Origin of the sequence: Microbacterium sp. ZW T5_56 (assembly GCF_044987425.1) — a bacterium.
Taxonomy (GTDB): Bacteria; Actinomycetota; Actinomycetes; order Actinomycetales; family Microbacteriaceae; genus Microbacterium.
Window position 1 is genome coordinate 1 of the sequence record NZ_JBJDRI010000045.1, and the last position, 13901, is coordinate 13901.

The 13901-nt window shown below is 66.6% G+C and carries 10 protein-coding genes; 3 read left to right on the forward strand and 7 right to left on the reverse strand.

Features of this window, described 5'->3' with window-relative positions; translation table 11 throughout:
- Positions 1-641: 641 nt before the first annotated feature.
- A complete protein-coding gene (locus tag ACI3KU_RS17050) occupies positions 642-1067 on the reverse strand; it encodes a MepB family protein (RefSeq protein WP_404923525.1) in 426 nt (141 codons plus the stop codon).
- Between the two features lie 24 nt (positions 1068-1091).
- Positions 1092-2567, reverse strand: coding sequence for a helix-turn-helix domain-containing protein (locus ACI3KU_RS17055; protein WP_404923526.1), 1476 nt, complete (start codon positions 2565-2567; stop codon positions 1092-1094).
- Positions 2568-2705: 138 nt separating this feature from the next.
- Between ACI3KU_RS17055 and aceA the strand changes: the two genes are divergently transcribed.
- From aceA to ACI3KU_RS17070, 3 genes are all read left to right on the forward strand, one after another.
- Positions 2706-4022, forward strand: coding sequence for an isocitrate lyase (gene aceA, locus ACI3KU_RS17060; protein WP_404923527.1), 1317 nt, complete (start codon positions 2706-2708; stop codon positions 4020-4022).
- A gap of 28 nt (positions 4023-4050) precedes the next feature.
- Complete coding sequence (aceB, locus tag ACI3KU_RS17065; RefSeq protein WP_404923528.1) at positions 4051-5685, forward strand: malate synthase A; 1635 nt, start codon at positions 4051-4053, stop codon at positions 5683-5685.
- A gap of 81 nt (positions 5686-5766) precedes the next feature.
- The gene (locus tag ACI3KU_RS17070; protein ID WP_404923529.1) at positions 5767-6432 is read left to right on the forward strand and encodes an NUDIX hydrolase; all 666 of its coding nucleotides are present in this window, start codon (positions 5767-5769) and stop codon (positions 6430-6432) included.
- Between the two features lie 3 nt (positions 6433-6435).
- Here ACI3KU_RS17070 and ACI3KU_RS17075 read toward each other — a convergent pair whose 3' ends face one another.
- The 5 genes from ACI3KU_RS17075 to ACI3KU_RS17095 form a co-directional block, all read right to left on the reverse strand.
- The gene (locus tag ACI3KU_RS17075; RefSeq protein WP_404923530.1) at positions 6436-7173 is read right to left on the reverse strand and encodes a sulfite exporter TauE/SafE family protein; all 738 of its coding nucleotides are present in this window, start codon (positions 7171-7173) and stop codon (positions 6436-6438) included.
- A gap of 69 nt (positions 7174-7242) precedes the next feature.
- Positions 7243-10281, reverse strand: a complete 3039-nt coding sequence (locus tag ACI3KU_RS17080; RefSeq protein WP_404923531.1) for a glycoside hydrolase family 2 TIM barrel-domain containing protein — start codon at positions 10279-10281, stop codon at positions 7243-7245.
- A gap of 61 nt (positions 10282-10342) precedes the next feature.
- Complete coding sequence (locus ACI3KU_RS17085; RefSeq protein WP_404923532.1) at positions 10343-11152, reverse strand: carbohydrate ABC transporter permease; 810 nt, start codon at positions 11150-11152, stop codon at positions 10343-10345.
- Positions 11145-12104: a carbohydrate ABC transporter permease gene (locus ACI3KU_RS17090; RefSeq protein ID WP_404923533.1), complete on the reverse strand. Its 960-nt coding sequence runs from the start codon at positions 12102-12104 to the stop codon at positions 11145-11147. Before ACI3KU_RS17090 ends, ACI3KU_RS17085 begins: the two co-directional genes overlap by 8 nt.
- 103 nt (positions 12105-12207) lie before the next feature.
- Complete coding sequence (locus ACI3KU_RS17095) at positions 12208-13521, reverse strand: extracellular solute-binding protein (RefSeq protein ID WP_404923534.1); 1314 nt, start codon at positions 13519-13521, stop codon at positions 12208-12210.
- Between the last annotated feature and the right edge of the window lie 380 nt (positions 13522-13901).

Genomic DNA, 13901 nt, shown 5'->3' on the forward strand with positions numbered 1-13901 from the left:
GTCCCCCTCCTCCGCCGAGGAGTCCCCCCTAGCAAGGGTCGTCAGCCGCGCCTCCGCAGCAAGGTGGCGCACACATACCCCGCGAGATTTCCATCGGTGGGCGAGAATCACCGCAACGCGCGGATTCTCGCCCACAGACGCCAGTCTCACGGTTCTGAGTGCCCGGCGGGACGCCAGGGAGAGTCCGCGCGTGGGCGCGCCACTCCGATTCCCGCGACGCTGTGCCGCGTCGCGACGCTGTGCCCGGTCGCGACGCTGTGCCCGGTCGCGACGCTGTGCCCGGTCGCGACGCTGTGCCCGGTCGCGACGGTGCGCCCGGTGGCGACGGTGTGGTCTCAGTTTCCGCGCTCATGAAGCCCGTTGGCTGCATGATCTCAGACCGGTCGCGTGATTGGTCTCGGGAACTGTCGCCAGGGTGGGATGTAGGTGCTAACCCTGAGACCACTGGGCGCGGCGGTCATCCCCGCGGATCTCAGCCAGCGGTGCGCAGTGCATGCCTCCACGGTCGTCGCACACCCCCGCGAGACTTCCGTCTGTGGGCGAGAATCACCGCAACGCGCCGATTCTCGCCCACAGACGGAAGTCTCACGGTCACTGTGTCGCGCGCTGGGGGCGGAGACGCGGGGGCAAGAGCCGGGGGGTCAGTACTCGGTGAAAGCCGGGGACTGGGCGTGCTGCGTTGCGCGGGCCGTGGCGTTCAGGCCGACGCACCACGTGGGGTAGACACGGAACCCGCGCTTGCCGGGACCGGCCGTGATCCCGAGGTCGGCGAGGTGTGACCGCGTGAAGCGGAACACGCCGCGCCTGTCGTTCTGCTCGACGAAGACGAGAAGTCCCGCCGCAGCATCGTCCTGCGGGAACGGCGCCGTCCGACCCGCGGAGTCACGACGCCAGAACGCGACGAACGCTCCGGGCTTCGTGGGCGTGTTCCTTGCCGTGCGGATATGCCAGGAACCGTCGGGAAGCTGAGCGATTCCCGTCTCGTAGTCGCTGTCCTGCGCCTCGGCCACGACATCGACCGCGACTCCGATCGAATCCGCATAGGACTGAAAAGCCGAGAATCGCACCCGCCAACGCTATGCGGCCGCGGGTCAGCTCTCGTTGAGCGCGGCGGCGTGGCGGTCCAGGAACTCGTACACCGCAACGGTGTCGATCCCGGTGGTGCTGCCGTCCGGCATCGCGGCGAGCAGCGACGAATTCAGCCGCGCACTCGGGAACGCCTGCCCACGCCAGTGGGCGGCCGCCTCGGCACGAGGTTCGCGGCAGCACGCCGGGTCGGGACACGTCGACGTCATGCGCCGGCGAGTGTCGCGCCCGCGGAACCAGCGGGAGTCGGCAAATCGGGTCCCCACGCTGAGGGAGAACTCGCCATTGCTGGCGCTCACGATCGCCGAGGTGCACCAGTAGGTGCCCACCGGCTTGTCGGTGAGCTGGTGGTACGGCGTGAGTCGATCCTCCACCTCGAAAACCTGGCGGGCACTCCACCAGCGACACACGCGCTGCCCCTCGACGGATCCGAGCGCGTCGGTCGGGAACTGCACGTCGTCGTTCTCGTACGCCTTCGAGATCACCCCGCTGGAGTGCACCTTCGTGAAGTGCACGGGAATTCCCAGATGGCGAGTGGCGAGATTCGTGAACCGATGCGCCGCGGTCTCATAGCTCACCGCGAAGTGGTCGCGGAGGTCCTCGACAGACAGCTCGCGCGCCGCCTTCGCCTCCTGGAGGTAGGGCACCGCGCTCGATTGCGGCACCATCAGCGCGCCGGCGAGGTAGTTGGTCTCGACCCGCTGTCGCAGCAGGTCCCCGTAGTCCTGCGGCTCCGGCTGGCCCAGCACGTGCGCGGCGAGGGCCTGGAGGAGGGCCGATCGCAGATCCGTGCCGCGCTGGTGCTGCGGCAGATAGATGCGTCCATGCCGCCGATCCGTGATGCTGCGCGTGCTGCCCGGAAGGTCATTGACGTAGTGAAGCGAGAACCCGAGGTGTGTGGCCAGCTCCCCCGTCTCGCGCTGCGACAGCGGACCACCGCGATGTCCAATGGCACCGAGCAGCTCCGCAGCCGATGCCTCGAGCTCCTCGTAGTAGTTGTCTCGGCGACGCTGCTGAGCCCGCAGCTCGGTGTTCGCGCGGCGAGCCTCTTCAGGCGTTGCGGCACGCTGCTCGTGCAGGCGGCCGAGTTCGTCGTGCAGGCGGAGGATCGTCTCGATCGCCTCGTCCCTGAGCGATCGACGAATGGGCAGCGCGTCCAGCCCGAGCGATCGAAACAGCGGTCCGCGCTGCGCCCGCTCGAGCGCGATCTCCAGCTCATCGCGGCGGGAGTGCGGTGCTGGCTCCAGCAGCGCATCGAGCGTGGTGCCGAGTGCCTTCGCCAGGCGCTGCAGCTCGACCAGCCGCAGCTCGCGCTTCCCGTTTTCGATCACCGACACCTGAGAGGCGGCACGATCGATCGCACGTCCCAGCTCCTCCACCGTCATCGAGCGTTCTCGGCGGAGCGCACGGATCCGGCGGCCGATGGTCAGTGAGTCGAGCATGTCTTCATCGTCGCCGTGCGCGCTTCGTTGCATCGCCATGACGACAGCATGACATGGCCGATCGTTCCGAAGCTCAGAAATCTGGTCGTATTTCTCCTCCGTTTTGGCCGGAGAAGGTCGAAAGTGCGGCGCAAGCTCGTCTCAGAACCACTCGCAGCACTCAGCGAAGGAGCCGACATGACCGAGTACGCAGCCCTCCCCGGCCAGCAGAACCAGACCGCCACCGACCTCGAGGCGGAGTGGATCACCGACCCCCGCTGGGCGGATGTTCGTCGCGACTACACCGCGGAGGACGTGGTCCGCCTTCGCGGTCCCGTCCGCGAGGAGGCCACGCTCGCCCGCCGCGGTGCGCAGAAGCTGTGGGAGCTGATCCAGCGCAACAACGACGACCCGGAGTCCTGGGTCTATGCGCTGGGCGCGCTCACCGGCAACCAGGCCGTGCAGCAGGTGCGCGCCGGACTGGAGGCGATCTATCTCTCCGGCTGGCAGGTCGCTGCCGACGCGAACCTCTCCGGGCAGACGTACCCCGACCAGAGCCTCTACCCCGCCAACTCCGTCCCCGCGGTCGTCCGCCGGATCAACAACGCACTCCTGCGCGCTGGCCAGATCGAGTTCGCCGAGACCGGCACCACCACCCGCGACTGGCAGGCACCCATCGTCGCCGACGCGGAGGCGGGATTCGGCGGACCGCTGAACGCCTACGAACTGATGCAGGGCATGATCGCCGCGGGCGCGGCGGGCGTGCACTGGGAGGACCAGCTCGCCAGTGAGAAGAAATGCGGTCACATGGGAGGCAAGGTCCTCGTGCCCACCTCCCAGCACATCCGGACCCTCAACGCGGCACGCCTCGCTGCAGACGTCGCCGGAGTGCCCAGCGTGATCATCGCCCGCACCGATGCGCTGGCTGCCACGCTTCTCACCAGCGACATCGACGACCGCGATCGTCCCTTCCTGACCGGCACCCGGACGGCGGAGGGCTTCTACGAGGTGACCGGAGGCATCGAGCCCGTCATCGCCCGCGGCCTCGCCTACGCGCCGTACGCGGACCTGCTGTGGGTGGAATCCAGCGAGCCCGATCTGGAGCTGGCTCGCCGCTTCGCCGAGGCGATCCACGCCGAGTTCCCGAACCAGAAGCTCGCCTACAACTGCTCCCCCAGCTTCAACTGGCGCCGCCACCTTGACGACGACACCATCGCGCGATTCCAGCGGGAGCTGTCGGCGATGGGGTACGCGTTCCAGTTCATCACTCTCGCCGGGTTCCACTCCCTGAACCACGGCATGTTCGAACTCGCCCTCGACTACAAGCAGCGCCAGATGTCGGCGTACGTCGAGCTGCAGGAGGCCGAGTTCGCCGCAGAGGCTCGTGGCTACACCGCGACCAAGCACCAGGCGGAGGTGGGCACCGGCTACTTCGACCGGATCGCCACCGCGCTGAACCCCGAGAGCGCGACACTCGCTCTCGTCGGCTCCACCGAATCCGCCCAGTTCCACTGATCCGCACGGATACAGAAAGGCCACGATCATGACCACCCACCCCCGTTTCGAAGTGCTGGGCGAGCTCGAGCCCCGTTTCAACGAGATCCTCACCCCCGAAGCCCTGGCGTTCCTCACCGCGCTGCACGACCAGTTCGCCGCACGTCGGCAGGACCGACTGCGCGAGCGATACGAGCGCCAGAAGGCGATCAACGCCGGCTACACGCCGACCTTCCGCGATTCCACGGCACCCGTCCGGGAGGAGCCGAGTTGGCGCGTGGCGGGCCCCGGACCGGGTCTGCAGGACCGGCGCGTGGAGATCACCGGACCCACCGATCGCAAGATGACCGTCAACGCCCTGAACTCGGGAGCACAGGTATGGCTCGCCGATCACGAGGATGCGACCAGCCCCACGTGGCACAACATCATCGGCGGTCAGGTCAATCTGTACGACGCGATCCGTCGCCAGATCGACTTCACGAGCGACGAGGGCAAGGAGTATCACCTCGGTGAGGAGACGCCCACGATCGTCTTCCGACCGCGTGGCTGGTTCCTCGGCGAGAAGCACTTCCGCTACACCACCACGGCCGGCCAGCAGGGCTCGGTCTCGGGTGCCCTGGTGGACTTCGGGCTCTACTTCTTCCACAACGCGAAGGAGCTGATCGCGCGCGGTCGCGGCCCGTACTTCTACCTGCCGAAGCTGGAGAGTTTGGAGGGTGCCCGTCTGTGGGACGACGTCTTCACCTTCAGCGAGAACTGGCTGGACCTGGCGCACGGCACCATCCGCGCCACCGTGCTCATCGAGACCATCACGGCGGCGTTCGAGATGGAGGAGATCCTCTACGAGCTGCGTGATCACTGCGCCGGCCTCAACGCGGGACGCTGGGACTACCTCTTCAGCATCATCAAGAACTTCCACTCCCGTGGGCGGTCCTTCCTGCTGCCGGATCGCTCCCAGATCACGATGACGGTGCCGTTCATGCGCGCCTACACGGACTTGCTGGTGCGCACATGCCACAAGCGCGGGGCATATGCCATCGGCGGCATGAGCGCGTTCATCCCGAACCGGCGCGATCCGCTGGTGACGGCGGAGGCGTTCGAGAAGGTTGCAGCCGACAAGCGCCGCGAAGCCGTGGATGGCTTCGATGGCACGTGGGTGGCGCACCCGGACCTCATCCCGGTGGCGCGCGCCGAGTTCGACGCGGCGATGGCCGGACGCACCGACCAGACGCATCGGCTGCGAGAGGACGTCTCCGTGCGCGCCGAGCAGCTGCTCGACCTGCGCATCGAGGGTGGTCATGTGACGCGCGACGGCATCCGTCAGAACGTCTCGGTGGCGCTGCGGTATCTGGATTCCTGGCTGCGGGGTACGGGTGCAGCGGCAATCGACAACCTCATGGAGGACGCCGCAACGGCGGAGATCAGTCGGGGTCAGCTCTGGCAGTGGATCCATCAGGGCGCGCTCACCGAAGACGGTCTTCCCATCGTCCGCGAGCGCGTGGAGTACACGATCGATCGCGTGCTCGCCGATCTGGACCGCTACCCGGATGACCGATTCGACGACGCCGCCGAGATCCTGCGAGAGCTGGTGCTCGGGGACGAGTTCCCGCTGTTCCTCACCGTCCACGCCTACGACCGTTTCCTCACCGACACCCCCGCGCGCGAACCCGCGTTCGTCGCCTGACGTCCCCTCCGAGGCCCTTCGTCTCTCCCCCGCGGCGAGACGAAGGGCCTCGGCGTGCATACACCGCATAGGCTGGAGGGGATGTCGAACACGACCCCGGGCGGGCTGCTGCACCTTGCAGCTGCCGCTGGCGCGCACCTGGAGAAGCGACGAACGGGTCGCTTCCGCCCGCAGGCCGACGCTCGCGCCGCCGCGGTGCTCATCCTGTTCGGACGCGCTCGTGACGACGACGAACGCGGGCTCGAGGAGCTCACCGCCGAGGATCTCGACGTCGTCCTGGAGGTGCGATCCGGTGCGCTGCGCGCGCACGCCGGCGAGGTCGCGTTTCCCGGTGGTGGTGCCGAGTCGGAGGACGCCGATATCGTGGCCACCGCGCTCCGAGAGGCGAACGAGGAGATCGGCGTCGAGGCTTCAGACGTGGAGATCCTCGCCGAGCTTCCCGAAGTCGGCACCGTGAGCGATTTCCGCGTGACGCCGGTGATCGGCTGGCGCGTCGCGCCGCGTCACTACGTCAGCGTCGATGAGGGCGAGACCGCCGACGTGCTGCGCGTGAGTGTGGCCTGGCTGCTGGATCCCGCCAACCGCTTCACCTCCGTGTACCGTCACCCGCTCGGCGCCTTCCACGGACCGGCCTGGGACCTGGACGGCGTCGTCCTCTGGGGCTTCACGGCGTTCCTGCTCAACGATCTGTTCGACGCCGCCGGATGGAGCATCCCGTGGGACGAGTCGTTGACGCGCGACCTGTAGAGCTCAGAAGATCAGCAGCTGCAGTGCGCCGACCACGGTGAGCACCAGCACGATGGTGTCAAAGGCCTGCTGCTTGATCCGACCGGCGATCCAGCGCCCGATGAGCGCGCCGATGATCACCGCGGGCGCGAGCACCAGATCCGTGAGCGCCACCTGCGGCGTCAGCAGGCCGAGGCCGAGCATGAACGGCACCTTCACCAGGTTCACGATTGCGAAGAACCAGGCCGCGGTGCCGAGGAAGGCCTGCACGGAGAAGCGCGCCGCTAGGAAGTAGAGCGACATCACCGGCCCGCCCGCGTTGGCCACCATCGTGGTGAATCCGCCGAGCAGGCCGTAACTCGAGGCGAGCGCGCGTCCGGTCCCCACCTCGACGGTGGCGGCTCGTCGCCGCAGCAGGGTGATGATCACCAACAGGAGCAGGATCGCACCGATCGCCTTGCGCACCCATCCGTCGGACGCCCACCACAGAAACAGGGCACCGAGCAGAATCCCCGCGACGACCGCAGGCGCGAGTTTGAGGATGGTGCGCCAGTCCGCGTGCCGGCGGTACATCGCGAGGGCCATCATGTCGCCGACGATGAGCAGCAACAGGAGCGCCGCGGTGGATGTCCGTGCGGGCAGCACGGTGGCGAACACGGCGACCATGAGGGTGCTGAGACCGGGGATGCCGGTCTTCGAGACACCGACGATGAGCGCTCCGAGCACGAGCAGCGCCCACGATCCGGCTTCCAGTTCCAGCACTCCCCCATCTTCCCCGATCCGCGACGGCGACGGCGACGGGACCTGCCCACCGCCGTCGCCGTGTCGACCTCAGCCGCGGCCGGCCGCCCCGCCACCCGCGACGCCGGTGAAGGCGAAGCGGAACCGGAGCGGTGCATCGGTGGGCACCAGGAACTCTGGGTGCGTGCGCGCGCCCCACGAGTTGTCGCCGGCGACGCCGCGACGCATCAGCGCCGGACGCAACACGGTGTGGCGTGTGGCCGGGAGCTCATGCGGGTGATCCGCATTCTCGATCTCGAACGGCGTCCACGGCAGCGCCGAGAACTCCATCCCGTCTTCGCTCTCCACACGCAAGCCCCAGCCGCGACGATCCGTGACCTCTGCCCAGGTGACGCCCGTGCGACTGCCGGCCTCCTGCGGTCGCAGGTACGGTGTGAGCTGGTCGGCCACGCTCGCTGCGAACACGTCGCGGCGGGTGCCGAGGCGGCGATCCACCGCACTCTCCTCCGGGCCGTCGCCGTACCAGCGCAGCCGATCGTGGTCGGGTGAGGTCAACAGCATCATCCCGAACTCCGGCAGATCGGGCAGACCCTCCGGCACCGTCAGCGAGAGCGTCACCTCGATGCGCCCGTCACCCGTCACCCGATAGTCCACATCGCAGGACGTTGCGGGCCGGGTCGGCAGGTCGTACGTGTAGGACACGGTGACGGATCCATCGTCCGTGGTGATGCGGGCCGTCTGGAGCGGGTCGCCTGCGGGGCGCGCGTACCGGCTGGCCAGCAGCCACTGACCGTCCTCGAAAGGTGCTCCCCAGCCACGCTCGTTGGACGTGGGAGCATGCCAGAAGTTCGGCTTCGGCATCGCCGCCAGCAGCTCTCGACCTCCGTCACGCGTCTGCCCGTACCGGTAGGAGACGAGTCCGCCGTACAGCTTCGAGAACAGTGCCTCGAAGTGCTCGCCGCGCACACCGATGTTGTGGATCCCGTCGACCACCTCAGGGCGAGCTACCGGGCGAGGCGTGGCCGGGACGCCTTCGACGACGACCACACCCTGGCCCCGCGCCACCCGTGCTCCGGCCGGACCCCACGCTGTGGCGTCCCGGTGGAAGAACTCGACGTCGATCGTGTACTCACCCGGCACGTCGGGCACGTCCAACCCGAACGGCACGAATCCGCGCTCTCCCGCCGCCACGGCGGACTCGATCGCGACTGTCCGCAGCGTGCGCCCGTTCGTGCGCAGAGTTGCTGCAGCCGAGTATGCGGCCGTCGAGGTGAACAGGTTGCGGTTCTCGATCGTCATGCCGCCGCGCTCGATCGTGAGCTTCAGCGGCTGATAGAGGAACGACACCTCCTGCACAAAGGGCTTCGGCGTGTGGTCAGCGAACAGGATGCCGTTGCCGCTGAAGTCCGAGTCGTGCGGTGACTCACCGCTGTCGCCGCCGTAGCCGAAGTACGTGTTGCCGTATCGGTCGGTGAGTTCGACAGCCTGGTCGGAGAAGTCCCAGATGAATCCGCCCTGGAACAGCTCGTCGCGGTAGGCCAGATCGATGTAGCGGTCGACAGCACCGAACGAGTTGCCCATCGCATGCGCGTACTCACAGAGAATGAAGGGCTTCTCGCGGTGGGTTGTCAGGAACTCCTCGATCTCGGCCGCCGGCGTGTACATCCGGCTGACGATGTCGGTGGTCTCCGGGTAGCGGGGATCCCAGTCGACGCCCTCGTAGTGCACCGGCCGGTCATCCGCCGCACGGAAGTAGTCGGCCACATCGCGAATGAGGGTGCCGCCGAAGGATTCGTTTCCACACGACCAGATCACCACCGACGGGTGGTTCCGGTCGCGACGCAGCAGGCTCACGGCGCGGTCGAGCAGCGCCTCGCGCCACTCGGCACGATCCCCGGGCAGCGCCTCGGACACCGGAAGGTCGAGTGCACGAATCGCATCCCAGATGCCGTGCGTTTCCAGGTTCATCTCGTCGATCACCAGGAGGCCGAACTCATCGGCGAGCTCGTAGAAGAACGAGTTGTTGGGATAGTGGCTGGTGCGAATCGCGTTGACGCCGATGCTCTTCAGCAGCCGCAGGTCCGCCGCGGTCTGCTCGCGCGTCATCACACGACCCTGCAGTCCGAACTCGTGACGGTTGACGCCGAAGAACACCACGCGCTCGCCGTTCAACCGGAGCACGCCGTCCTCGATCGCGAAGCGGCGAACACCCACGCGCTGGCGGATCACTTCGACCACCTCACCCCCCTCACCCCCGCGACGCAGATGCAGCACCAGGTCGGAGAGGTGCGGATCTTCCGGGCTCCAGAGTCGGGCGTCCTCGATCCGCACGCGGAGGGATCCATCCTCGGCGCGCGTCAGCCCCACACCGTCCAGGTCCGCGGTGAGTTCCGCGTCACCGTCGATGTCCGCCGTCAGGATCACCTCTGCGGAGGTCCCGTCGATCACGGTCCGCACGTGCAGGTCGGCGACGTGGGCCGCCGGTCGGTGCGTGATCACGACATCGCGGAAGATGCCCGAGAAACGGTAGAAGTCCTGATCCTCCAGCCACGATCCGCCGCTCCACTTGAACACCTGCGCGGCGAGGCGGTTCGGGCCGTCGGCGAGCGCGTCCGTGATGTCGAACGACGACGGCGTGAAGCTGTCCTCGGCGTAGCCGATGTAGGTGCCGTTGACCCACAGCGCAATCGCACTCTCGGCACCGTGGAATGTGATCACCACCCGCTCCCCCGGACCAGAGGCACGATCGAGCACGAAGTCAGTCACGTACGATCCGACCGGGTTGAAGCGCGTGGGCACCTCGCCCGGCACGATCTGCTCGTGGCCGTCCCACGGATACTGCACGTTGGCGTACTGCGCGCGATCGTAGCCGTGCAGCTGGATGTGCGCGGGCACAGGGATGTCGTCCCACCCGCTCACATCGAACCCGACCTGCTCGAAACCGGTGATGGTCTGATCGACGTTGCGGGCGTAGTGGAACTTCCACAGCCCGTTGAGGTTCTGCTCGTACGAACTCGTGCCCGCGAGCAGCTCCTCATCGGTGGCGAACCAGCGATGATCAGAGTGAGCGGGCAGGCGCCCATCGGCGAAGAAGGACGGATCGGCGATCCGGGAGCTGTCGAAGGTCACTGGTCACCCGTGGCTTTCTGCGCGAGCCGCGCGGCAGGAATCGGAAGCGAAGGTCTGGTCGTCACTTGATGGCTCCCGTGATTCCCTGCGCGAAAGCGCGCTGCAGGATCAGGAAGACCACCATGGTCGGCACGGAGGCGAGCAGCACGGCCAGCATCAGGACGCCGTAGTCGGTGACGTAGCCCGCGCTCAGGTTGGAGATGAGCATCGGCATGGTCTGGAACGCGTTGTTCACGAGGATCACCTTGGGCCACAGGAAGTTGTTCCACGCGGTCATGAAGGTGATGACGGCCGCTGCCGCATAGGTGGAACGCATCGTCGGGATGTAGATGCGGGCGAAGATGCTCAGCTCGCTCAGCCCGTCGATGCGCGCCGCCTCGATGATCTCGTGCGGGAAGCCGCGCGATGCCTGCCGGAACAGCAGGATGAGGAACGGTGTGGAGATCGCGGGAATGATCACGGCGACCAGCGAGTTGACCAGCCCCACGCGCGAGAACAGCTGGAACAGCGGAACCATCGTGGCCGCGAACGGGATCATCATGGCCAGCAGCAGCACCGCCATGAGGCGGTCCTTGCCCTTCGAGTGGAACACCTCGAAGCCGTAACCGGCGATCGAACAGATGACCAGCGCCAGCGCCGTGACGCCGACGGCCACGACGAACGAGGCCGACATCGCGCCCCACAGGTTCTGCGAACCGGTCAGCTTGGCGAGGTTGGCGAACAGCTCGCCGCCAGGCAGGAGGCGCGAGTCCAGCACGTCTTTGCTGGTGTTGGTCGCGGAGACGACCATGAAGTAGAGCGGAAAGATCGAGAAGATCGCGAAGATGCCGAGGAACAGGTATTTCGGTCCCTGGCGCAGCAGCTTAGTCACGCTTGTCACCCACCTTCATCTGGATGAACGCGAGCACGGCGACGAGGATCAGGATCACGTAGGAGATCGCTGCGGCGTAGCCGAAGTTCGGGTTCTTCAGGAACGAAACCTCATAGAGGTAGTGCGACATGGACATCGTCATGTACGCGGGACCGCCGCGTGTCAGAGCCCAGGACTCATCGAAGAGCTGGAGGGTGCCGTTCGTCGACATGATCGCGGTGAGCAGGATCATCGGCTTCAGCTGCGGAACCGTCACCCGCCAGAACGTCTGCCAGGCGTTGGCACCGTCCACCTTCGCGGCCTCGATGCTGGAGTAGTCGATGTTCTGCAGTGCGGCCAAGAAGAACACCATGTTGTACCCGGTCCAGCGCCACAGCAGGCCGAGAATGATGACGAACCGTGCGGTGTTCGCATCGCCCAGCCAGTTGACCGGCGAGTCGATGAGTCCCAGGCCACCCAGCATGTCGTTGACGAATCCGTCGGTGGCGAACATCGTGCGGAACACGAGCGAGTACGCCACCAGCGACACCGCGCACGGCAGGAAGATGGCCGTCCGCCACAGTCCCTTGAAGCGCAGATTGCGATCGTTGAGCAGGTTCGCCAGCACCAGGGCCAGGATCAGCATGATCGGCACCTGGATGATCAGGTAGATGAAGGTGTTCTGCAGGGTGAGCTTGAACGTCTCATCCTGCATGAGGCGCGCGTAGTTGCTCCAGAGCGGCTCGGCGAACTTGAGGCCGGCTCCGCGTCCCGTCTGCAGTGACAGGAAGAAGGCCTGGATCATCGGGATGAAGCTGAACACGAGGATCAGCAGGGCGGCGGGCAGGAGGAATCCCCACCCGGTGAGGCTGCGGCGGCGTTCACCGGTGAGCCACGGCCGTGGGCCGTGGACAGAGGCGCTGAGCGGTTGCTCCTTCCGGCTTCGTCGGGAGCGGTTGACGGAAAGTGTCACGTCGGTCTCGCTTTCAGTGCGTGGATGCGGATCAGGATCGGCGGGATGCCGATGGTGCCGGTCGGCGCTCGCTCGCGAAGAGCGAGCGCCGACCGGCGAGTGATCACTGCATCGCGAATTCGACGTTGGCCTGCGCCTCGGCGAGCGCCGAAGCCGGGTCGGCACCGCCGATGACCTGCGTCAGTGCGGCGCTGACCGCGTCGCGGCCCTCGTAGTAGTAGGCGCCCGTGTTGTTGGACGGGACCTCGGCGCCGAACTTGACGACGTCGGCGAAGATCGTCTGTCCGCCGAAGAACTCCGACGGTTCGTTGTAGACCTTCGAGTCACCCGCGGGGATCCAGTTCGCCACTGCGCCCGCCTTCGGGAGGATGGTGTCGTAGAGCTCGGTGGATCCAGCGAACGTCTTCGCCAGGAAGTCGGTGGCCAGATCAACGTTGGCCTTCGAGCTGATCGCCCAGGAGGAGCCGCCGTTTGCGGAGTAGTTCGTGGCGCCGGACACGCCGTCCAGCTTCGGCAGGTTCGTGATTCCCCACTTGCCGGCCTGGTCTTCGGCGGTCTGAATCGAACCGACGATCCAGACGCCGTTGACAGTGGCGGCGACCGTGCCGTTCACCAGCGTTCCGATGTACTCGTCCCAGGAGTTGACCTCCACGAGGATGCCGTCCTTCACCAGCTGCGTGTAGATGTTGATGGCGGCTTCGAGCGTGGCGTTGTCGGTGATGGTGGGCTTGCCCTTGTCATCGAACAGGCTGGCACCGGCGCTCTGCAGCATCATCATGATCAGGTCGGAGGATCCCGCCTGACCGGACAGCAGCGGCTTGCCGGTCTTGGCGAGCACGTCCTTGCCCTTGGTGATGAAGTCATCCCACGTGATGTCCGTGAAGTCCGCGAGCGTGTAGCCGGCCTCCTGCAGCACGTCGGTGCGGAGGGCGGTGACGGCGGTTCCGGCGTCGAAGGGAACGCCGTAGTTGGTGCCGTCGATGGTGGAGTACGCCGTCACGGCGGAGGGAAACTCCGAGAAATCGACCGCGTCGGTGGAGATCGGGCTGAACAGCTCGGGGTAGTTGATGCCGTTCTTCTGGAACGCGTTGTTCTGCATCAGGAAGATGTCCGGCAGCTCACCCGTCTGGCCCGACTGGGCGAGCGTGGTCAGCTTGGTCTGCAGGTCGTCCCACGGCGTCTCGACGATGTCGAGTGTGAAGTCGGGGTGATCCTTCTGGTAGATCTTCTCGGCCTCCTCCATCGCGTAGATGTTGAAGTTCGGGTCCCAGGTCCAGACGGTGAGGGTATTGTCGTCGCCGCCGCCAGAGCCGGCGTCTCCGGTGCCGTCTCCGCCGCTGGAGCAGGCGCCGAGGGCGAGGGACAGGGGCAGAACAACCGCGAGCGTGGCGATCGTCCGCTTCGAAATGGAGCGCATGAGTTTCCTTCCGGTGCTGTGATGCGGACAGTGCCCGAGGCACGGTCCGCGGTGTTGTACCTCCCGCTCGGTGGTGGGCCGGTGCGGGATCACCGGAGGTCGTTCTCCGGTGAGGACTGCGGATGCTGTGAGGGATTCGCCTGACGGGGTGATCGTCTCCGTCATCGGCCTTCCACGGGGGAAGTGCCTACCGTCGTCGTGCGTTCCGGGCGCGACGGATCGGTGCGTGTATGGCCAGTCTCTCCTTCATTGCAGTCTCTGGTACAGCGCTGTACCAGGAACGATAGCGCACGATTCCCCGCTTCGCACCAGCAAATTTCTCGGAGGCTATGAATCCCAGATCAGGCGCGAGTCCTGGGGGTGGAAAACGTGGCTGTGAA